This is a genomic window from Secundilactobacillus similis DSM 23365 = JCM 2765 (assembly GCF_001311075.1).
GTDB classification, from domain to species: domain Bacteria; phylum Bacillota; class Bacilli; order Lactobacillales; family Lactobacillaceae; genus Secundilactobacillus; species Secundilactobacillus similis.
Window position 1 is genome coordinate 1 of the sequence record NZ_BBAD01000055.1, and the last position, 21,672, is coordinate 21,672.

At 46.1% G+C, this 21,672-nt stretch carries 16 protein-coding genes, 5 pseudogenes and 1 other annotated feature; of the genes and pseudogenes, 18 read left to right on the plus strand and 3 right to left on the minus strand.

All coding sequences use genetic code 11. The annotated features are described in order from the left end of the window. Positions 1-637 precede the first annotated feature (637 nt). Complete coding sequence (locus tag JCM2765_RS11450) at positions 638-1,312, plus strand: zinc ribbon domain-containing protein (RefSeq protein WP_054736873.1); 675 nt, start codon at positions 638-640, stop codon at positions 1,310-1,312. Positions 1,313-1,326: 14 nt separating this feature from the next. Continuing rightward, positions 1,327-1,623: a hypothetical protein gene (locus JCM2765_RS11455; RefSeq protein ID WP_156301778.1), complete on the plus strand. Its 297-nt coding sequence runs from the start codon at positions 1,327-1,329 to the stop codon at positions 1,621-1,623. Positions 1,624-1,696: 73 nt separating this feature from the next. On the opposite strand, the gene yidC is transcribed toward JCM2765_RS11455, so the two are convergent. After that, positions 1,697-2,662 (minus strand): membrane protein insertase YidC, encoded by a 966-nt coding sequence (gene yidC / locus JCM2765_RS11460; RefSeq protein WP_054736875.1) that lies wholly within the window; start codon positions 2,660-2,662, stop codon positions 1,697-1,699. A 115-nt stretch (positions 2,663-2,777) separates the two neighbouring features. Beyond that, the gene (locus JCM2765_RS11465; protein WP_054736876.1) at positions 2,778-3,053 is read right to left on the minus strand and encodes an acylphosphatase; all 276 of its coding nucleotides are present in this window, start codon (positions 3,051-3,053) and stop codon (positions 2,778-2,780) included. A 70-nt stretch (positions 3,054-3,123) separates the two neighbouring features. Here JCM2765_RS11465 and JCM2765_RS11470 point away from each other — a divergent pair, with 70 nt between their 5' ends. From JCM2765_RS11470 to JCM2765_RS11510, 9 genes and pseudogenes are all read left to right on the plus strand, one after another. Next, positions 3,124-3,897: a TrmH family RNA methyltransferase gene (locus JCM2765_RS11470; RefSeq protein ID WP_054736886.1), complete on the plus strand. Its 774-nt coding sequence runs from the start codon at positions 3,124-3,126 to the stop codon at positions 3,895-3,897. A gap of 145 nt (positions 3,898-4,042) precedes the next feature. After that, a pseudogene (locus JCM2765_RS11475) lies at positions 4,043-4,557 on the plus strand (HD domain-containing protein). A 32-nt stretch (positions 4,558-4,589) separates the two neighbouring features. Further along, positions 4,590-4,973, plus strand: coding sequence for a winged helix-turn-helix transcriptional regulator (locus JCM2765_RS11480; protein WP_054736877.1), 384 nt, complete (start codon positions 4,590-4,592; stop codon positions 4,971-4,973). 22 nt (positions 4,974-4,995) lie between these two features. Continuing rightward, positions 4,996-5,221, plus strand: a binding site (T-box leader). A gap of 41 nt (positions 5,222-5,262) precedes the next feature. Then, positions 5,263-6,309, plus strand: a complete 1,047-nt coding sequence (gene pheS, locus JCM2765_RS11485) for a phenylalanine--tRNA ligase subunit alpha (protein WP_054736878.1) — start codon at positions 5,263-5,265, stop codon at positions 6,307-6,309. A 9-nt stretch (positions 6,310-6,318) separates the two neighbouring features. Then, positions 6,319-8,732, plus strand: a pseudogene (pheT, locus tag JCM2765_RS11490) (phenylalanine--tRNA ligase subunit beta). A 198-nt stretch (positions 8,733-8,930) separates the two neighbouring features. Beyond that, on the plus strand, positions 8,931-10,064 hold the full coding sequence (mltG, locus tag JCM2765_RS11495; protein WP_420852578.1) for an endolytic transglycosylase MltG: 1,134 nt from the start codon (positions 8,931-8,933) through the stop codon (positions 10,062-10,064). Between the two features lie 37 nt (positions 10,065-10,101). Next, positions 10,102-10,758 carry a uridine kinase gene (udk, locus tag JCM2765_RS11500; protein ID WP_054736879.1) on the plus strand — a complete coding sequence of 219 codons (657 nt, stop codon included), beginning with the start codon at positions 10,102-10,104 and terminating at the stop codon, positions 10,756-10,758. 140 nt (positions 10,759-10,898) lie between these two features. Next, complete coding sequence (gene greA / locus JCM2765_RS11505; RefSeq protein ID WP_054736880.1) at positions 10,899-11,381, plus strand: transcription elongation factor GreA; 483 nt, start codon at positions 10,899-10,901, stop codon at positions 11,379-11,381. A 221-nt stretch (positions 11,382-11,602) separates the two neighbouring features. Next, positions 11,603-11,875, plus strand: a complete 273-nt coding sequence (locus JCM2765_RS11510; RefSeq protein WP_369404074.1) for a HesB/YadR/YfhF family protein — start codon at positions 11,603-11,605, stop codon at positions 11,873-11,875. Between the two features lie 926 nt (positions 11,876-12,801). Here the strand turns inward: JCM2765_RS11510 and JCM2765_RS11520 are convergent. Next, positions 12,802-15,377: pseudogene (locus tag JCM2765_RS11520) on the minus strand (YfhO family protein). A gap of 221 nt (positions 15,378-15,598) precedes the next feature. Here JCM2765_RS11520 and JCM2765_RS11525 point away from each other — a divergent pair. The 7 genes and pseudogenes from JCM2765_RS11525 to JCM2765_RS11550 all read left to right on the plus strand — a co-directional run bounded on the left by JCM2765_RS11525 (position 15,599) and on the right by JCM2765_RS11550 (position 21,285). Beyond that, positions 15,599-17,685 (plus strand): annotated as a pseudogene (locus JCM2765_RS11525) (peptidoglycan D,D-transpeptidase FtsI family protein). Between the two features lie 458 nt (positions 17,686-18,143). Then, on the plus strand, positions 18,144-18,293 hold the full coding sequence (rpmG, locus tag JCM2765_RS16765) for a 50S ribosomal protein L33 (RefSeq protein WP_057151934.1): 150 nt from the start codon (positions 18,144-18,146) through the stop codon (positions 18,291-18,293). Between the two features lie 75 nt (positions 18,294-18,368). Continuing rightward, complete coding sequence (locus tag JCM2765_RS11530) at positions 18,369-18,917, plus strand: 5-formyltetrahydrofolate cyclo-ligase (protein WP_054736882.1); 549 nt, start codon at positions 18,369-18,371, stop codon at positions 18,915-18,917. A 10-nt stretch (positions 18,918-18,927) separates the two neighbouring features. Further along, positions 18,928-19,602, plus strand: a complete 675-nt coding sequence (locus JCM2765_RS11535; protein ID WP_054736883.1) for a rhomboid family intramembrane serine protease — start codon at positions 18,928-18,930, stop codon at positions 19,600-19,602. Positions 19,603-19,644: 42 nt separating this feature from the next. Then, positions 19,645-19,854, plus strand: coding sequence for a YqgQ family protein (locus JCM2765_RS11540; RefSeq protein ID WP_054736884.1), 210 nt, complete (start codon positions 19,645-19,647; stop codon positions 19,852-19,854). A gap of 19 nt (positions 19,855-19,873) precedes the next feature. After that, positions 19,874-20,844, plus strand: a pseudogene (locus JCM2765_RS11545) (ROK family glucokinase). Positions 20,845-20,874: 30 nt separating this feature from the next. Then, entirely contained in the window at positions 20,875-21,285 is a 411-nt protein-coding gene (locus tag JCM2765_RS11550; protein WP_173585547.1) for a rhodanese-like domain-containing protein, read from the plus strand. Positions 21,286-21,672 lie beyond the last annotated feature (387 nt).

Below are 21,672 nucleotides of genomic sequence, written 5' to 3' on the forward strand. Positions count from 1 at the left end.
TCTTGTTTGCGGGCTTTCGGCATCGATTGCCGCGCTCCCGAAAATTTATCATGAAGGGCCAAACTGTCGCACGCTGACAATTGCAAGCATCTCAGCAAGTGTTGAATGGCAACGTAACGACATCGAGTCAGCAGTACGTTCAAGCGAGTTGAGTCAATGTTCAGGATAGACTTGTTCATCGCAGAAATGACGACTACTGAACGATTGTGTGTTTACCGAGTTAACCTCAATCGCTGTCATACTGTAGCATAACGTTCAGTTAAGCACTTGAGATGGTTTACAATAGTGCCGAATTGCGCCAAAGTAAGATTTCGGTAAGCGGCTAGGTGGATGCTGTGTCGCGATAATTGGTGGTTGTTGACGAACTTCTAACAACCGCCAATTCGGGGACTGAGACCGCTCTTTGGCTCAGTCCGGCCCCATAGCAGGAACCTAGCCGCTTACCGGAATCGACAGCCCAAGCCAATCACCATACTTCACAAACTAAACAGCAGAATGCTTACGCTGGACACAAATGTAGCCAGACAGTAACTTGCGTTTATCTTAATTTTAACCCCAAACAACGGCAAATCAGCTCAGATAAGGTATGCTTGACTTACAGAATTAAGACCTATTGATTAGATCGGAGTGACGAAGCATGACACGGGAGATTTGCCCGAATTGTGGTTATGAACTTAAAGAAGCATTGCCGTACTGTCCGCAGTGTGGTGAACCGCTTGAAACTGAAACAACGCAGAGTCGCCAGACCCGAAGTCAGGCGCAAGCGACAAGCTCGGAGACGACATCACGAACACGGCGTCAGCGGTCGGTAGGGGCCGATTGGCGGCGTGACTTGGTACCCAGCCGGGAACACCTACAACAGGTTCGAGAATTTTTTGAACAAAACGTGTGGGGGTTGTTGGTGGCGTATGGGTTATCGTTGGTCTTCAATGGCCTTCGGTGGTGGATCTTCGCCATTTATTTGATTTTATGCTATGGTTTCCCATTATTGACGGGACGAACTAAATGGTGGGGCAAACAGCCGACTCAGCAGGATCGGCCACAGAATCGAGAAACGGAACCAGTAAGGCCTCATTTTACCGAGCACCCTGAGTCAGATGTTGAACCTGAACAACCGCGTTTTACAGATCAGGACCCACAACCAATGGCCAAGCAGGCACATCGACCAAAATTTAATTTGATGTCAAACGGTGAATTTCGCATTGGGAGCATCTTGGTGATTCCGAGTTTGATCATCTATCTAATTGGGCGTCACGGGTTTGTGACTGGTAGCCAAGCAAGTTCGATTTTTGAAACGACGAATTTGGGCTGAATGGTTATTTCTACGTGCTCGGGTTAGGCGCTTTGGGCATCGGGGTTGCTTGCGTGTTGGGTGGTCTCGTAAAAGGACTGACCCATCACCGGCGCGGTGGCCAAAAATTAAAACGTTGGGCGATTCTCGTTGCACTGTTCACGATGTTGATGAGTGTCGCGATGTTACAAAATGCCTCTGCAACGGTGACGTCAGTAACATCAATCGTTACCACGATTGGTACCTTTTTGATTCAATGGTTACCATGGGGCGCAATGATTTTATATGCGTTAGGCGTCGGGCAAAATTTAATTACCAGACAGCAAGCATAAAAAACGGGACTTACGATTACGACCGAAGAAGGCCGTGATTGTAAGTCCCGTTTTTTATGAATTGTGAATAAGCTTAATCGTTATGTGGGTGGTGCTGTTGTTTACCAGCATTCCGGTTTCGATTCCGATTAGTTGTATTAGTCGTTGAAGCTTGACTCGGTTGTGAAGCCGTTGTTGCCGCTGCATCGTCAGTAGTAGTAGCAGTCGCTGATTCAACAACCGGCGCTTCTTCGACGATCTTTGGCGGATTCTTCTTCATTTCAGCTTCGATTTCGCGACGAATCCGTGGCCGGTACAAGTTAATGATCAGCGTTTGGATGCAGGCGAAGATCCCGCCGATGAAGAAGTAAAGACCTAAACCAGCTGGGGCGCGCATCGTGATGAATAAGATGAACACTGGACTGATGACCAAGGTGATCCGCATTTGCTTCTTTTGTTCTGGTGGCATCCCAATCATTGAGAGGTAGCCTTGGAGCAGGTAAACCACGAAGGAGAGAATCGCCAAAAGGATTGACGGTTTCCCCAACGGAATCCCCATAAAGGAACTTGAGGATAATTCTGGTGAATACTGAATGGCGGCGTAAAGGGCGGCGAAAATTGGCATTTGGATCAGTAATGGTAAACAACCGATCCCACCAGTCATGCTGATGCCGTTATCTTTATATAACTGCATCATTTGTTGACCAGCGGCAGCCTGTTCTTCTTGGGTTGCTGCTTCTTTTTGCCGTTTTTGAATTTTTAACATGTGTGGGCGAATGGCCGACATCTTTTCTTGTTGCACGGTTGAGCTTCGGAGCTGTTTGACCATGAGTGGCAACAGCACCATCCGAACGACCACCGTTACCACGATGATGGCCCAGCCATAGGAGTGGTTTAACAGGTGTGCTAACCATTCCATGACGTGTTGACCAGGAACGGCGAGGTAGTCGTAAACCATGCCGTAGGGTTTACCACTCTTCGTACGGCGGACACAGCCACTGAGTAACAGGAGTAGGGCTGGGAGTGCCAGACCTAACTGTAATTTTCTTTTTGATTTCATTTGAGTTCCAGTCAATCCCCTTCTAAATAAGTAAGTTCAATAGGCTCGGGGTAACGTTTAAGCCGAACGCTAAAGATAACAACAGGATAAATATTACTTGATATGGGCGGGTATTTCAATCGGTTATGCGAAATTTCTTAAATGTCTCAACCGGTTGTGGTTGGACTGTCAGCTCCGTCACGTGACCGTATGGGGTTGGGGACCGCTTAATCGCCGCGATGAATTGGTCGAGGATGGGTTGATGGTCGGCCTGGGCGCGAATGGTGACACTGCCATCGGGATTGTTTTTGACCCAGCCCGTCACGTGATAACGGGCAGCAACTCGAGCAGTCGCCCAACGAAACCCAACGCCTTGAACCCGCCCGGTCACTAAAATTACAACTGATTTGATATGCTCACCTCCAAAGCGTGTTACTATATAATAGTATTCTACAGAATTCGGAAGGACGACACCACATATGATTGAAACAATTACGTCGATTCAAAATGCAAAGGTTAAAAAATGGCAACATTTAACCACTAAAAAGGGTCATCAAAAGTTCCACCAATACCTCGTTGAAGGTTGGCACATCGTTGGTGACGCGATCACGGCAGGTCAACCAGTCGTCCAAATTGCGGCAACGGCAGCCCAACTTGAACAACATCAAGCTGATTTTCCTAATAACGTTGAACAGTTTGAGATCAATGATGAAATCGCTAAAAAATTATCAGATACAGTAACGCCTCAGGGCATCTTTGCGGTGATCGATATTTTACCGGCTAACCACGTCACCCCAGATACGGTGAGCGGGGCTTGGCTGTTATTAGATCGAATTCAAGATCCTGGTAACATTGGCACGATGGTTCGGACGGCGGATGCAGCCGGTTTTAAGGGCGTTGTTTTTGGTAAGGGAACGGCTAGTCGTTACACGCCAAAAGTGATCCGGTCGATGCAGGGGAGTCAGTTCCACGTCCAATTAACTGAAGGTGATTTAACTGAATGGGTCAACACGTTAAAGGACCGTCAGATGCCAGTTTATGGCTCGGCGCTTGATGAACAAGCCAAGGACTACCAGACCGTCACCAATCAGGCCGATTTTGGGTTGATCATGGGTAATGAAGGTCAGGGGATGTCAGCCGACTTAATGGCGGCTACCACGATTAATTTATACATTCCAATCAAGGGTGATGCCGAATCACTTAACGTTGCAGTTGCGGCTGGTGTTTTGATGTTTCAGTTAAACCATGATCTATAGACAACCGGTTAGTCTGGTGCACTTGTTAGCGTGAACCTTAAGATTACCGAAAGTCGGCGATTTGGAGAGTCTCACGCTTGAATTTTAGACGACAATCCGCTATAGTGTAGCCAAGTGAACTTACTTTAAGTAAAGGAAGCATTCTATGAAGAACAATAACTGGCGCCAAGATTCAGAGTACGTTGCCTTGGTGAGTGATTTACTAGCAACGCCTGAAGTGCAGAAGTTGGCTGATTATACCCAACACCACCACTCCACCCGTTTGGACCACTCGATTGCGGTTTCTTATGAAAGTTATTTGATTGCTAAGAAGTACGGCTTGAACGTACGGGCAACTGCTCGGGCGGGGTTATTGCACGACTTGTTTTACTATGATTGGCGGACGACCAAGTTTAACCTTGGCTCACACGCTTTATCCATCCACGAGTGGCGCTTCGTAACGCTGAAAAGCTAACGGAACTTAGCCCAATGGAAAAGGATATCATTTTAAAACATATGTGGGGTGCAACTGCGGCAATCCCTAAGTACCGGGAGAGTTTAATTGTTGGTTTAGTGGACGATGTTCAAGCAGTGACCGACTTTTTCATGCCGCTACAACAGCGGTTCGCAACTTGGCGACGGAAACAATTGAGCCGAGTATTAAATCAAATTGAAAAGTGATCGTTTTTTCGGGGGACGTTGGAGGTAAAGAGATGGATCAAGTAATCGATAAGCAAACAAACGCCGTCAACTTTGAGTTATGTCCAAAGTTTGAATGGACGTTTTCAATTTTAGGTAAGAAGTGGAACGGCCTGATCATCGACGTTTTGTTGAACTTAGGGCCACAACGCTTCAAAGATATCGCCCATCAAGTCACCAAGTGTTCAGACCGGGTTTTAGTTGAACGCTTAAAGGAACTTGAAGCAAGCGAAATCGTTGAACGCCGAACGTTTGAAGATTCAGCGTTGATCGAGTATGCCTTGACTGAAAAGGGCCGGGATCTAGCTGATGTGATGTGTTCTGTACACAGCTGGTCTGAAAAATGGTGTGACCAAGCAACCGATTCTAAGGTTGACCAATGCCACCAACCGCTGTAAACTAATATGCGTGCGAATTGAACAAAATGCAACGAAGAAAGAGTAGTAATTTGAAGTCACTCACAGCGACGGGGATGGTCGATGAGATTCCCTGGTTTGGGTTCGAATGAATTCACTTTCTGAGCAGGGATTGGGCGGCCATCAGTGCGATGACCAAATAATCTACCGGTTAATCTACCGTTATCCAATTACCGAGTGTACTTAATTTAAGTAAACAAGGGTGGTACCGCGAAAGCTTCGTCCCTTTATTTGGGGCGGAGTTTTTTTATTCGATTAAGGAGGGTCAGTCATGACACTAAAGGATCAGCTGGAAAAAATCCGGCAAGAAAGAAAACAAAGCATCCACGACGTTGGCGATTTAAAGAACTTAGACGCCTTACGTGTTGAATTATTAGGAAAAAAGGGACCAATTACGCAGGCACTGCGGAGTATGAAAGATCTCCCCGCTGAAGAACGGCCACAATTTGGTCAGTTTGCTAATAAGGTTCGTGATGAACTCAAGGATGCCATTGAATCCAAGCGAGATGAACTCAAGCAGGCCGTGTTAAACCGGAAACTGCAAGAAGAAAAAATTGACGTGACCTTACCAGGGACCCCAGTCGCACAGGGCCAACCTCACGTGATTCAACAAATCGTTGATCAAATCGAGGACCTGTTTATGGGCATGGGCTACCAAGTCCTCTCCGGTCCAGAAGTTGAAGAAGATAAGTACAACTTTGAAATGATGAACTTACCAAAGGATCATCCAGCACGTGACATGCAAGATACGTTCTACATCACAAAAGAAATTTTGATGCGGACGCAAACGTCGCCTATGCAAGCACGGGCAATGGAAAAGCATGACTTTAGTCAGGGCCCATTGAAGATGATCTCACCAGGGGTCGTTTACCGTCGTGATACGGATGATCCAACCCACTCACACCAATTCCACCAAGTTGAAGGGATCGTGATCGACAAGCACATCACCATGGCCGATTTAAAGGGAACCTTACAATTAGTTGCCCATGAATTATTCGGCGATCGGTTTGATATTCGCTTACGACCAAGTTACTTCCCATTTACGGAACCATCAGTTGAAGCTGATATTACTTGCTTTAACTGTGATGGTAAGGGTTGTGCGGTCTGCAAGCACACTGGCTGGATCGAAGTACTCGGTTCAGGGATGGTGCATCCAAACGTGCTTCGGATGGCCGGCGTTGATCCTGACGTTTACGGTGGCTTTGCCTTTGGCCTTGGTCCTGATCGGTTTGCGATGTTGAAATACGGGGTGGACGATATCCGGAACTTCTACTTAAACGATGTTCGGTTCCTCACCCAATTTGCGAAGAAAGGATAATCAGCGACCATGAAAATTTCTTACAGTTGGTTACAAGAATATTTAGATATTAAGGTCTCACCAAAGGACTTAGCTGAAAAAATCGAGCGGGCTTCCGTTGAAGTTGACTCAGTGACCCAACCTAGCGAAGGCTTGAAAAAAATCGTTGTGGGTGAAATCGTCTCGATGGAACCCCATCCAGATTCAGACCACTTGAACGTGTGCCAGGTGAACATTGGCGAAGATGAGTTATCTCAAATCGTCTGTGGTGCCCCTAACGTTGAAACTGGTCGGAAGGTGATCGTTGCCTTACCTGGGTCACGAATCGGCGGTAACGTTAAAATCAAGCGTTCTAAGATGCGCGGCGTTGTTTCAAACGGGATGATCTGTGCCTTAGATGAAATTGGTTTTGAAAAAGACGTTGTGCCGAAGGAATGGGCCGATGGGATTTACTTCCTTGAAGATGACGCCAAAGTTGGCGAACCCGTTTTCCCATACCTTGGGATGGATGATTACTTGATCGACGTTGACGTCACGCCTAACCGTGGTGACATGTTGAGTGTCTACGGAGTTGCGAATGACCTCGGGGCCATTTACGCACAAACACCTAAGTTAACGCATCCTAACGTAACTGAAGGTACCACTCAAGCTGCTGACAAGGTGACGTTGAAGGTCGACGATAGCGTGGCACCAATTTACAAGATGCGCCTCGTTGAAAACGTCACCGTTCAACCAAGCCCACGTTGGTTGCAAATCAAGTTGTGGAACGCCGGCGTTCGGCCAATCAACAACGTGGTGGACGTTACCAACTATATTTTGCTAAAATACGGCCAACCATTACACGCCTTTGACTTTGGCACGATTGCTGACCAAACCGTTGAAGCACGGTTTGCTCGTCCTGGCGAGAAGTTGACAACGCTTGACGAAGAAGAACACGACTTAGATCCTAAAGACATCGTGATTGCGGATACTGAAAAACCAATCGGCCTTGCCGGTGTCATGGGTGGGTTCAATTCTGAAATTGAAACCCACACGACGACGGTTGCCATTGAATCAGCGGTTTTTGAACCAACTTTGATTCGAAAGACTGCCCAACGGCATAACTTGCACACCAGCGCTGCGCAACACTTTGAACGTGGCGTCAACCGCGGTGGCGTTGCTGAAGCCTTAGATGCAGCTGCTCAGTTGATTGCTGAACTTGCTTCTGGTGATGTCCTTGCCGGTATCGTTTCAGGATCAGATTACGATGTGAAGGATGAAGTGGTGAGCGTTTCCTTGAAGCGTATCAATCACGTTCTCGGAACGGATCTGACTGAAGCTAATGTCACTGCAATCTTCAAACAATTAGGTTTTGGTGTCACAGTTGCTGATGAAACCTTCACCGTGACGGTGCCACCACGTCGCTGGGATATTCATATCGAAGCCGACTTATTGGAAGAAGTTGCCCGAATCTACGGTTACGATAACTTACCAGCAACGTTACCAACTGGGTCAACCACGCTTGGTGTGTTGACTGAAAAGCAACACCTGATTCGCGAATCACGCCGGTTAATGGAAGGCTTCGGTCTTAACCAAGCCATTTCTTACGCCTTGACGACTGAGGAAAAAGCGGGTCAATTCCTGATGCACCCAAGTGAACCAACCAAGTTAAGTTGGCCAATGACGGCCGATCACACCACCACTCGGATGAACTTAGTCAGTGGTTTACTTGATGACGTTGCGTACAACAACGCCCGTCACGTGGCTGACGTTGCCCTCTACGAACAAGGTCGGGTCTTCTACAAGGCCGATGCTGATCAAGTACGCCCAGACGAAGAAGAACACATTGCTGGTGCGATTAGTGGTCAATTAGTCGTTGATAACCTGCGGAATGCTAAGGCCAACAGTGTTGATTTCTATCAATTGAAGGGAATCGTTGAACGGTACCTTCAAAACTTAGCCATCGAAGGCGATATCACCTTTACGGCAACTGATCGTTATCCGGAACTGCACCCAGGTCGGACGGCTGATATTGCCATTCACGGGCACTACGTTGGCTTTATTGGTCAAGTTCACCCATCAGTAGCCGAAAGCTACAAGATCAACGAAACCTACGTGTTCGAACTGAACTTGGATGCTTTGATTGACATGCCAAAGCAAGCAAACCAGTACGAACCAATTTCCAAATACCCAGCGGTAACGCGTGATATTGCGCTCTTAGTCGATAAGACGGTCACGAATGCTGAAATTTTAGCGCTAATCAACAAAAAGGGTGGCGCTTACCTGAAGTCGGTTAACTTGTTTGACGTTTACGCCGGCAAGAACGTACCAGCTGACAAGCAATCAATGGCGTACACGTTAACTTATCAAAACCCAACGGCAACGTTGACGGATGATGAAGTCAACCAAGCTTCAATAAGGTTGAGACAACGTTACAGACGGAATTAAACGCTGAAGTTCGTTAATCAATCGCCATAACTGGCACTGAAACGACATCGGTTGAATCCAATTTAATACGTTAAAGGCTGGCGCTGAATTTTTATAAGTTTAGCGTCAGCCCTTTGATGGTTATATTTTGTTGAAGTTCCAGAATTTTTACTGCAGGATACTTAGGAATCAAGTATAATGTAGCAGAATTGAATGACAGGAACGGGGGATACATTTTGGATAACAACACACAACCGCCGGTAACGCCGCCGGTTAAGAAGAAAAAGATGACGACTGGGCATAAAATTATTGCTGGTGTGCTCACAATTTTAGTCATTTTACTGATTACGATGGGCATCGGGTTTTACCAGTATTTTCAATCAGCGTTAAAGCCCTTGAATCCTAAGAGTACTGAGGTGGTGCAGGTCAACATTCCAATGGGGGCTTCCAACACTAAAATCGGCTCGATTTTACAGGATAAGAAGATCGTTAAGAGTGGAACGGTCTTCAACTATTTTGTTAAATCACACGACTACGCTAACTTTCGGGCGGGCTACTACCAATTAACGGCTTCGATGACGTTAAAGCAGGTTGCTAAACAGCTGCAACAGGGTGGCTCCAGTGAACCTATCCAGAGTCAACGAGGAAAAGTGTTGGTTCAAGAAGGGGCAACCGTTGAAGACGTTGCGGGAAACATTGCATCGCAAACCGACTTCAGTAAGGAAGAATTTTTGAGCCTCATGAAAGATCAAACATACATGAAGCAGTTAGCGAAAAAGTACCCGGCACTATTAGCCTCGAGCATGGCGTCTAAAAATGTTCGTTACCGCCTTGAAGGGTACCTTTACCCTGCAACTTATGTGGTTAGCAAGCGGATGTCATTGAAACAATTGGTTGAGCAGATGGTGAGCCACACCAATGAAGAACTAACGCCATACTATAAACAAATTAAGAAGCGCAAGATGACGGTGCAACAAGTGCTGACATTATCATCGTTAGTTGAACGAGAAGGTATCGACCAGGCTAACCGCCGTAAAATTGCGGGCGTTTTCTTAAATCGAATTGATGCCGGGATGCCACTGCAATCCGATATTTCGGTCTTGTATGCAATCAACAAACACAAGAAGAATTTGTCGATGAAAGATCTCCAATCGTCATCGCCATATAATCTGTACAAGAATGCTGGCTACGGCCCAGGACCGTTTAATAGTCCAAGTCGGTCATCAATTGAAGCCGTCTTGCATCCATCTGACCGGAAGAAGGACTACCTGTACTTTGTGGCCAACACGAAGACGGGGAAGATCTACTATTCCAACACGTTAGCTGAACATAATCAAAAATCAGCTAAACTCGAATCAGCAAATAAATAAAGCGACTCATTGCGAATTGAAGGGAATCTAATTATACATGGCAACAGAACAATCTCGACCGGTGATCATCGGGGTGACCGGCGGCTCCAGTAGTGGTAAAACCAGCGTTAGTCGGGCAATTTACGATGAGCTGGCGAATGAATCAATCATGATCTTGCAACAGGATGCGTATTACAATGACCAATCTGAGATGACGATGGCGGAACGTCGGGCAGTTAACTATGACCACCCGCTGGCATTTGATACGGATCTGCTGGTCGAACAGCTGAACCAGTTACGGCATAACCAACCCATTGAGGAACCGGTATACGACTATACCATTTCTACCAGAAGTGAAGAAACGATTCATCAAGAACCTAAGGATGTCATTATTGTTGAAGGAATCCTGATTTTAGATGACAAGCGGCTTCGGGACTTGATGGATATTAAGGTTTTCGTGGATACGGATGATGATATTCGCATTATTCGCCGAATTCAGCGTGATACGAAGGAACGCAAGCGTGATCTTGATTGGATCATTGACCAATACCTGACGACGGTAAAGCCAATGTATCACCAATTCGTTGAACCAACCAAACGGTACGCCGACTTAATTGTTCCCGAGGGTGGCGAAAACCAAGTTGCAATTGATTTGTTGACGACTAAAATTCGCTCAATTTTATTGCAAAAAAAGAATGGCCGAATGAACGATTAAAGCGCGTCATATCAAAATTAAGGGTGAACGAATTAATCGGTTAACCGATTAATTTTTAGAACTCACCCTTGCGTGAAGTCGTCGCACATGATATTGTAGGCGACAGACGAATATGAATAACTATTTAAGAGGTGTCTATTGTGGCTGAACAAAAATCATATCCAATGACGGCCGAAGGTAAGGTCAAGTTGGAACAAGAACTTGAAGATTTAAAGATGAACAAGCGTCCGGAAGTGATTAACCGGATCCAAATCGCTCGGAGTTACGGGGACTTATCCGAAAACTCAGAATACGAGTCTGCTAAGGACGAACAAAGTATGTTGGAAAGCCGGATCAGTACGGTTGAACATATGTTGCAATATGCCGCTGTGATCGACAACAACGAAACTGAACAGGATCTCATTACAGTTGGTAAAAAGGTAACCTTCAAAGAATTACCTGATGAAGAACCTGAAACGTACACAATCGTTGGGGCTGCTGAAGCCGACCCGCTTTCAGGCAAGATTTCAAATGACTCACCAATCGCTAAAGGTCTGTTAGACCACCGCGTTGGCGAAGAAGTGACGATTGATATCCCAGCCGGCGATATGAAAGTTAAAATTTTAACGGTTGAACCAGCTTAATGTTTTTTCACTAAGTTGAATCGACTTTAAATCAAGAACGACCACGAAAAATGTGGCCGTTTTTTTGTTGTTTTAAGGCGTTTTATAGCTTGTGCGCGATTGAAGTGTGGGCATTTAACTTGCGCTTTTGTGAAAAATGGGGTATAAATGAATTATGAAAACGGATTCAACTTTAAAGGAGCGACAACTATGAAAATTATCGTTACTGATCAAGCAAGCAAGTGTTCCAAGACGAAATGGGCCTAACCCCTGGCCGCGGCGTCCGGTTTTACGGTAAAGTTTATGGAAAAACCCCAGTTCACGACGGCTTTTCATTGGGCTTAACGCCAGATGACGAATTAGGGGCACCCTATGCAGTCACTCAAAAAGACGGTGTGAACTACTTCGTCCCAGAAGGCGATCAGTGGTTCTTCAAGGGTTACGACCTCACCATCAGTTATGATCCTAAGGTTGATGGACCTAAGTACGATTATGTTGAAAACGGTGAATTATAAGATTAACAGAAGCTAGGTAACTAGGGCTTTCGAAAGTCATCAAAGCAAGTGCGACGAATTATTTGTTGCGCTTGCTTTTTTGCTTTCGCTTGTGTCCAGCGTAAGCGTGTGTAGTTTGTGAAATTCAGTGATTCTGGTTTTGTATAGTGGAAAAATGCCGCGGGAGGCTCCGGCGCTATGCGAGGCTGGAACGCAGTGACGGGCCTACGAGCTAGGAACGGAAGAAGACCACTTCCGTGCCGGATCTCTCCGGACCCGCGTATGACTAAGGCACTCGCACCCCGAACCCCACGGGGCACGATTGCCCAAGTCATACCGACACTGCTGAGCCTCGCGCGCCTCCGCCTCCCGCTACATAGTGCGTTGTCGGTAACAGAACTGCTGACGGTCACATGCTGAAGTTGACGAAACAGCGTAATGGCAACGATGGGTAAGAACTCCATAACTGCAGAAACGATTGTGGTCAATGCTCAGTAACCACAATGAATCAACGATTGAGCGATGCTGAACTTCATCATTTGACCGTCATGTTTATGCTGATTTGATAATAACGTTGCCGTTCAATGCGTTTTGTGATGTTCTACGATATTGCTGAATTGCGCAATATGAGATTCCGGTCAGCGACTAGGTGGAAGCTGTGTCGCGATAATTGGTGGTTGTTGACGAACTTCCGACAACCGCCAATTATCGGGGACAAATTGAAGACTCGCGCGATTTTTGGCGAGGCTTCAATTTGAGGACTGAGACCGTCCTTTGGCTCAGGCCGGCCCCACAGCTGGAACCTAGTCGCTGACCGGAATCGTCAGTTCACGCAAATCATATTTCACAAACTAACATCAAACATGCTTACGCTGGACACAAGCGTAAGCAAAAAATAACCGCTATAGGATTACGATCATTATCCTACAGCGGTTATTTAAGTAGTGTTACTGGCGTCGACGCCAACGAGGCACAACGTAACAAGCTAGTAAGCTTAACGCACTAATGAGTAAACCAAGGTTAAAGAGTGGTGGCCAATAGCTAAACGAGATGTTATGGTGACCAGGCGTTAATTTCAAGGCCATGAAGGTCCCGGCGACCTTGACTGGTTGAACGGAACGACCATCAACTTTAACGTGCCAGCCAGAACTGTACGGAATCGTCGTCATTAAGGTTCGTTTACTCCCCTTAACGTTAACGGTACCTTGGATTGACCGTTGCGTATGGCGCTTATTCTTCAACTGTGACGATTTAAGCTGGGTTAAGGATGATTCAAACTGGGCGTTATTAAATTGATATAACGTGAAGTTTTGAAGCCAAAGAGAACTCTTCTTCAAGGTTAATTGAAGCTTGATTTGTTGTCCCTTTTGATGATTAGCAAGGTTGACCACGATGGTGTGCCGGTAGGTTGGGTACTGACTGAGCGTATGGTCATTCAAGGTCATCGTCACGTTATCGTCGTTTAGGTTAGACCCCAGCGTCAAATAGTAAGCATCATTGGTCTTGGGGGTGAAGTAGAACGTGATCACCCCAGGCTTGATGAAGTTACTCTTCTGTAAAAAGGCCCCAGTCAACTTTGTTTGCTGCTTAATGTTTTGGAAAACGACCCGATCAAAGTTGGCAGCTGTAAAGAGGTGTTGATCCTTTTGCTGACCAGTAAGGGCTGCAAAGAGGTTTGCCTGATACTGGGTGGGATCTTTGGTCGTGTTATGAAGTGCCAGAACTTGATTACTTGCCATAAAGCCTAACGAAAGGGCGTTGGGATTTTGGAACGTGGTAATCGTGCCATCGGTTGTCTTAGTTCGGTAGCTGTTGAGATCTTGTCGAGTAGAGACGGATTGAACGGCTGATTGTGACAGTGTCGGATTGTTGGTGGATTGTTGGTTAATGAGGTATTTAAAATTCAACAACGCATCCGTCAACAAAGTACCGTTAGTGTAAGCTACGAAACCATCGCCGTCAGGTTGCCCAATGTTGCCCATGAAAGTCGGCATGTCCTTTTCTAGAGTGGAAGAAAAGACGGAGCCACCGTTGAATTGACCGGACATTGGGTCATTTTTAGTTCGCATAAAGGTTGGCGTAAGTCGGTACCAACTCTTATCGGAGTCGGTGACTCGGTGAGTTTGCTTCGTCATAATTTGATAGTAGGATTGGTAATCCGACTGAGTCACGTAGCTAATGTGATTGAGACTTGAAACGGCGTTGCTGGTCATTTCGATGACAACGAAGCTAATCACAGCAATCTGGTATACCCAGCTTGCCTTATCTGGAAGGGCAATCAAGCACATTGCAGCCACTAAGAAGAGTACGCCGATTAAAACTTGGTTCTGCGTCAAGAAGCTAAATTGTTTTAAGTTGAACCAAACGTAGGCCACTCCTGCAAGGATAATCGCCCCGACGAGACCAATTTGCCAGAGTTTCGGAACAAAATCACGCTGCAGTGCGTTAGCTGCCAGCCAAATGAGCCAAAAGCTGATCACAAATGAGAATCGGTAAGGGTACCAGATTGGAAATTGCATGGCGTGCCAAATGAGGTCTAGTGGTTCGAAGCAAGCTGAGACGAGCAGCATAAGGGTCATTGCGGCCGCTAACCAACGTGTTTTGACGCTATGTCGCGCTTGAGTGAAGAAAAATAGGCAGCCAAGTAGGACGATACTCCCAATAAACAGGTTGGGGGTCCCTTTAGGCATCTGGTTAAAGTTGAAACTGCCTAGGAAGAACTTGGCCAGCATCTTTGGTGGGAAGTATTCAAATTTAAAGTGCCAATTGGTTTGCGTGTATTGGGCCTTACTTGAGATCAACGAAGCAATTGTTGGCAGCAGGGTAACTGCTGCGATGCCAGCAGATAGTAAGGAGCCCATCACGAAACGCCCTAATTGACGTCGGGCAGTCGCCCACGATTTCCAGCGGCTTAGCCAGAGCCAGAGGAAGAACAGCCCAGTGAATAGACAAACCATGTAAGCCATGTAGTAGTTAATGATTAACAGTGCCGTTAACCAGATAACATAGGTTCGAATCTGACCGACACTGACTAATTTAAGTAGGCCCCAGATAATCAAGGGTAAAATAATGACGGCGTCTAGCCACATCAAGTTTAACTGATTGGCAATCATCCACCCATCAAGGCATAACTCGTGGAGAATATGAGGGCAGAAAATCCAGGATGTAGCTTTGATTTCATGAGCAGCCAAGCAAAGCTGAGGCCGGCTGCCCCGTATTTTAGCACTGTCATCAAGAAGATAGCACTTGGTAGAAACTTATCCGGGAAAAGTAACAGGATCAAGTTAAAGGGACTTAATAGGTAGTAAGTCCAAATGCCAAACATTTCGCCACCCAACGCTTTTTGAAAGGTATAAAAAATGCCGCTTGGATCGTGAAGCAGGCTGTGACGAAAATAAGCGAAGAAGTCAACGTACTGTTGACCTAAATCTACCGTTAGTAAACTGGAATTACCAAACGGCGCCATGTGACGGTAAGCAAAGTAACTGCCATAATGAGCATGGGGAGCAAAAAGCTGAGCCATAAGACCGTTGCCGTATGGTGCCGGCGTACAAATTGTCGAATTGTTTTCAAAAATCTAACCTCCGTTAACGCGTCGACTGATCAAAATGTCATCAGTTTCGGTTCTAAGTATTTAGGATAGCATAAAAAAGACGTAAAAAGTTTTAAAAGCGTGAAGCTTAAATGGTTTCGCTCATAAAATTCTGTTAGAATAATGAAGTTAGATAAGGAGCGTTTAGGACATTGAAAAATTTCTTTAATCGATTTACGCAAAACCAATCGCGACGTGGGAAGACGACGACAACGTCACAAATTCCGTTTCGGATGAACTTTTTATTCATCATTGTCGGACTCCTCTTCGTTGCGTTAATTGCACAGCTTGCCTACCTGCAGATCCTTCATGGCACGCAGTTAAAGGCGGAAGTTAACCGGACTGATAGCACCGTTGAAACGAACAACGTTCAACGGGGGATGGTCTTTGATTCAACTGGTCGAGTATTGGTGGGTAATAAGAGTCACCAAGCCATCAGTTACACCAAGGGTGTCAATGTGCTGTCTGGCGATATGTACCGAATCGCAAACCGGTTGGGTAAGTATTTGACCGTATCGACCGGGAGCTTGACCACTCGTAATCAAGCGGACTACTACTTGGCCTCTGATAAGCGGTTAAAGTCGGTTGAGGCTAAGATTCCACATATTAATGAGTACTCGACCTCAACTGCCTATGACAAAGCCCTTAACTATGTCCTGAACCACCCGGCTCAGTATAAGTTGACGCATCAACAAGCCAATGATGCCACGATTTATGCAAAGATGAGTGGGGCCTACTCGTTATCCACGACTTACATTAAGGAAACTGGGGTAACGAGTAAGGAGCTTTCCGAAGTCGGCGAGCACTTAGGTGAGATGCCTGGGGTGAAGGTTGGGACCAGTTGGACCCGAGATTACCCATATGGTAGTTCGTTGAAGAGTATCATTGGGACAGTTTCATCGGAAAAAGTTGGGTTGCCAGATAACAAGGTCAACCAATTCTTAGCCCAAGGGTATTCACGAAACGATTCCGTTGGTCAAAGTTACCTCGAAGAGCAATATGAATCAGTACTTCGGGGGACTAAGTCACAGACTCAGGTCGAAGTTTCTGGGACGAAGATCATGAAGGAAGTCAAGAAGTACGGTGGTAAGAAGGGTGATAACCTTCAACTAACGATCAATGCTGGCTTCCAAAAGAAACTGCAATCCTTAGTCCGTACTGCAAGTACGAACGCTTCTGGTAACTCGACCGGGGTTTACGCAGTGGTCATGAATCCTAAGAATGGGGCCGTGATTGGGATGGCTGGTGTTGACCGAAATCCATCAACTGGGAAAGTTACCAATAATGCTTTGGGGACCATTAACAGTTCGATCACCATGGGGTCTGTTGTAAAGGGTGCGATGATTTCTGGCGCGTTGATGGATGGGGTCATTACGCCATCTAATAACACGCTGACTGATATGCCAATCACCGTTGGTGGGGTCAAGAAGGCTTCTTGGTTCAACAAAAACGGTGGTGCCAACATGGCTGTTAACGCATCGACCGCGTTGGAAGTTTCTTCTAACTCGTACATGATGCAGTTGGCCATGAAGGAAGCTGGCTTCCAGTACTCTTCTGGGGCAGCCTTAACCATGAACACCAGCATCTTTAGTAAGTTGCGCGGCTACTTTAACCAGTTTGGTCTTGGCGTTAAGACTGGTATCGATTTACCAGGTGAAACGACCGGGATTGCTGGTTCAAGCAGCAAGGCGCATATCGGGAACGCGTTGGATGAATCCTTCGGGAACTACGATGCCTACACGACGATGCAAGTGGCCCAATACATGTCAACGATTGCCAACGGTGGCTATCGGATTCAACCGCACGTGTTAGGGTCAATTCGTGGGACCAATAAAAACGGTGGTTTAGGGGCCGTTAAAGCCTCGGTTACCCCAACGGTCTTAAACGAGATCAATATGACCTCAGCGGAACGCAAACTCGTTACGGAAGGCCTTTATGACGTGGTTCATGGGACGAACACTTACAAGACCGGTGCCGAATTATCATCGATCAACCAGAAATCTCAGCTAAAACTGGGACGGCCCAAACTTACTATAAGGGGACCGAAACCGTTACGTTGAGTTTGGCTTCCTACGCACCATCGACTAATCCACAGGTTGTCTTGGCACTTGCAATGCCTAACTTGGATTACAATGCCGAAGATAACAACATGAAGTTAGCTAAACAGATTTACGCCGCATACTGGAGTATGGTTCAGTCGACTTCAACGATTAACTCGAGTTCAAGTTCGAGTTATTAGATTAGTTTATGAAGAACTGCCTCATTTTGGGGTGGTTCTTTTTTTGTGGTTGTTTGGGGATTGGCTGTTTGGCGTTGCTTCGCTTGCTAAAGTCGCATTGAAAAGTACTTGTTCAGGCTACAAAATTCGGCGCTGCTTGAACTGTCGTTTCTAGGGTTCCTGAAATTACAGGGACTTGTTAAACATGCGCTTTCTGGCCACCGCGCCGAATGGTGCTGCGCGAGGCAAAAGGCTATGTGTAATGGGCTTTAAGGCAAACTACCAAAACCCAGTAGTTTACCTTAAAGCCCATTACACGCCGCCTTCTAACCGCCTCGCTTCGCACACTTTATCAGCTGTAAAGTAAAAAGACTTAACAAATATTTGCTAGAGGCTGGTAATTGATCTGGAAAAATGATAAAATACTACGAGTTAAGGCTATTTGCCAAATCTTTATGTATGTTGGGAGGTCAGAAGCCATGCGCGTACACATTACATTAGAATGTACTGAATGTCACGAACAAAACTACTTATCAAGTAAAAACCGTCGTAACAACCCAGACCGAGTAGAACTGAAGAAGTACTGCCCACGTGATCACAAGGTTACCTTACACAAGGAAACTAAGTAATTATTTCTGGGTAACAAAGTAAAGGCAAAGGCGCTAAGCCTGCGCCTTTTTTCTTTAGAACAAAGGAGCGAATGGATGACAACCAAAAAAGCGTTACGCGAAGAAATTATCGCGACCCTCACAAAACTCCCAGCCGATGTGCGTCAGTTTCAAGCTAAGACGCTGTATGAACGGTTGTTTGAGTCTGTGGCGTGGTCAAAGAGTCAGTCAGTAGCAGTAACCCTGTCAACCGGCATCGAATTGGATACGCAGCCCATCATTGAAGCTGCCCAAGCTGCGGATAAGCAAGTTCTCGTTCCGAGAACGTTTACCGCAGACCGCTCAATGGTTTTTGTACCACTAACGGATACGGTCCGTTTGGAGCGCTCCGAATATGGCATTATGGAACCCGTTAACGGCAACAGTGTCCCGAAGGATCAAATCGATTTAGTGATCGTACCAGGCCTTGGATTTACTAAGGCAGGTGCTCGACTTGGTTTTGGTGGTGGCTATTACGATCGCTTTTTAGCGGATTATGACGGCCGAACGGTAACGTTAGCATTAGATTGTCAAGTCTTCAAAGAACCTACTTGGCGCGTCAGAGATCACGATATTGTGATCCAGCAGGTGATTACGGCGCATTAGGAGGGGTTAAATGCAATTGAGAATCAAACGTTGGTTAACGGGACCGTATATCACGGTTAGCCTAATTGCCATTTGCGTGGTTATCTATGGGCTGATGACGCTGATGGGCGGTTCTAACAACCTAGGTGTTTTGATTGAATTTGGTGCCAAATACAACCCGTTGATTCAACAGGGACAGTGGTGGCGGTTTTTAACACCCACCTTTTTGCACATTGGCATCGAACATTTAGTTTTAAACATGGTGACGCTGTACTTCTTAGGCTATCAAATTGAGGCTTTATTTGGTCACTGGCGGTTCTTAACCATCTTTTTACTATCCGGCATTGGCGGCAACCTTGCGAGTTTTGCGTTTAATCCGAACGCATTATCAGCGGGTGCCAGTACCGCAATTTTTGGGTTATTCGGGGCATTTTTAATGCTCGGTGAGTCGTTTTGGGAGAACCCTTATATTCGCCAAATGACGAAGACGTTTTTACTGTTTATTGGCTTAAATCTGGTAATGGGCTTTTTTAGTCCCGGAACGGATTTGGCAGGTCACTTTGGTGGTCTAGCAGCCGGTTTCTTTGCCGGCTATATTGTTGGTGCACCGAAAATTGGCCAAATTAGTTTCATAAAACGAATAATTGCTGTAATCGTTATCATTTTGATGATGATTGGGCTATACTATTACGGCGGAACGTTGTAAAATGGTAAGGGTAAATCGTGTTAAGTATCGGAGGATGACAACATGGAAACGTTATATGATGTACAGCAGTTGCTAAAACAGTTTGGCATCTATGTGTATGTTGGTAAACGTTTGTGGGATATCGAAGTGATGGCTCTGGAATTAGATCATCTCCATGACGCCCGCGTCATTGACCACAAAACGTTTGCACATGCGAAACTTGTGTTGACGCATGAACATCGTCTCGAAGAAGCACGAGATAAAACGAAATAGATCTGGAGGAAACAAATTCATGGCAAAGAGTTTGATTGGGATTGACTTAGGCGGTACCACAACGAAAATTGCGTTTGTCTCTCACGAAGGGGACATTACGCAAAAGTGGAGCATTCCAACTGATGTCAGTGAAAACGGAAAGCATATTGTACCTAACATTATTGCATCATTGAAAAAGACGATGACTGATTCTGGTTACACCAAGGATCAATTTATGGGAATCGGCATGGGGACGCCTGGCGCAGTTGATATTGAAAACGGTACCGTAATCGGTGCTTTCAACTTGAACTGGAAGACGACCCAACACGTACGTGATGAGATTCAAGCCGCAATTGGCCTTCAGTTAGTGTTGGAAAACGACGCAAACGTGGCTCATTAGGTGAATTCTGGAAGGGTGCCGGTGAAAAGGACGAAGATGTGATCTTCGTTACCTTGGGTACTGGTGTCGGCGGTGGTGTGATTGCCGGCGGTCGTCTGTTGCACGGGGTTAACGGTGGTGCCGGTGAATTAGGCCACATCACAGTTCAACCAAACGGTTACCTATGTACTTGTGGGAAGCGCGGTTGTTTGGAACAATATTCTTCAGCTACTGGGATCGTTCACGTAGCGAAGGATATGGCTGCCGAATTTACTGGCAAGTCTCGCTTGAAGGAACTGTTTGATAACCACGAAGATGTCACTTCAAAGATGGTCGTTTACTTGGCCGATAACGGTGATATCTTAGCTAACCGGATCATTGATCGGGTTTCATTCTACTTGGGATTGGCACTTGCTAACTGTGCCAATACGTTGAACCCAGCCAACATCATTATTGGTGGTGGGGTTTCAGCTGCTGGTAACACGTTATTGGGACCAACCACTCGGTACTTCCAAGAAAACACGTTCCCAGCTGTCCGTGATTCAACTCGGATCAAATTAGCACAATTAGGTAACGACGCTGGTGCAATTGGGGCTGCTTCACTTGCTTTACGGTTTGATAGCGCCCACTAATACAGTGGTAGTGTCGTTTGGAAGGACGAGATTTTAATGGCAGCAATTTCAACTTGGAACTTATATTCACTCATCTTGGTCATCTTGATCGTGGTGTTCTTACTATGGCGGTTATACACAACTTATCAGCGAAACCAAGCTGCAAAGTTGATCGATGAAGCAACGTTTACCGCAGGCATGCGGAAGGCACAAGTCATCGACGTTCGCGAAAAAAAGGACTTCGATGCCGGGCACATTTTGGGTGCGCGTAACATGCCTTACTCAACAATGCGTTCATTTTACCAACAATTACGTAAGGACATTCCCGTTTACCTTTATGACCAAGGTCGCGAGATGAGTTCTCGAGCAGCCATCTTACTGAAGAAGAAGGGTTATGACCAGATTTTCATTTTGAAGACTGGTTATGCTCGTTGGGAAGGTAAGACTAAAAAGGCCCGTTAGTGGGCAGATGAAACGGATCAAGGCAATTATGCTTTGGTTCGTTTTTTTGCTGTTGCTTGTGTCCAGCGTAAGCATTCGTGTGTTTAGTTTGTGAAGTGCAGTGATTGGTTTAGACTGTCGATTCCGGTAAGCGACTAGGTTCCTGCTGTGGGGCCGGCCTGAGCCGAAGGGCGGTCTCAGCCCTCGAAGTTAAGCCTCGCCAAAACCCATGCGAGTCTTAACTTCGTCCCCGATAATTAGCGGTTGTTGGAAGACCGTCAACAACCACTAATTATCGCGACACAGCGTCCACCTAGCCGCTGACCGGAATCTCATACTGCGCAATTGGTCGCCATTGCAGACCATCTCAAGTGCTTAACTGCACGTTCAGTCACGGGATTACAACGA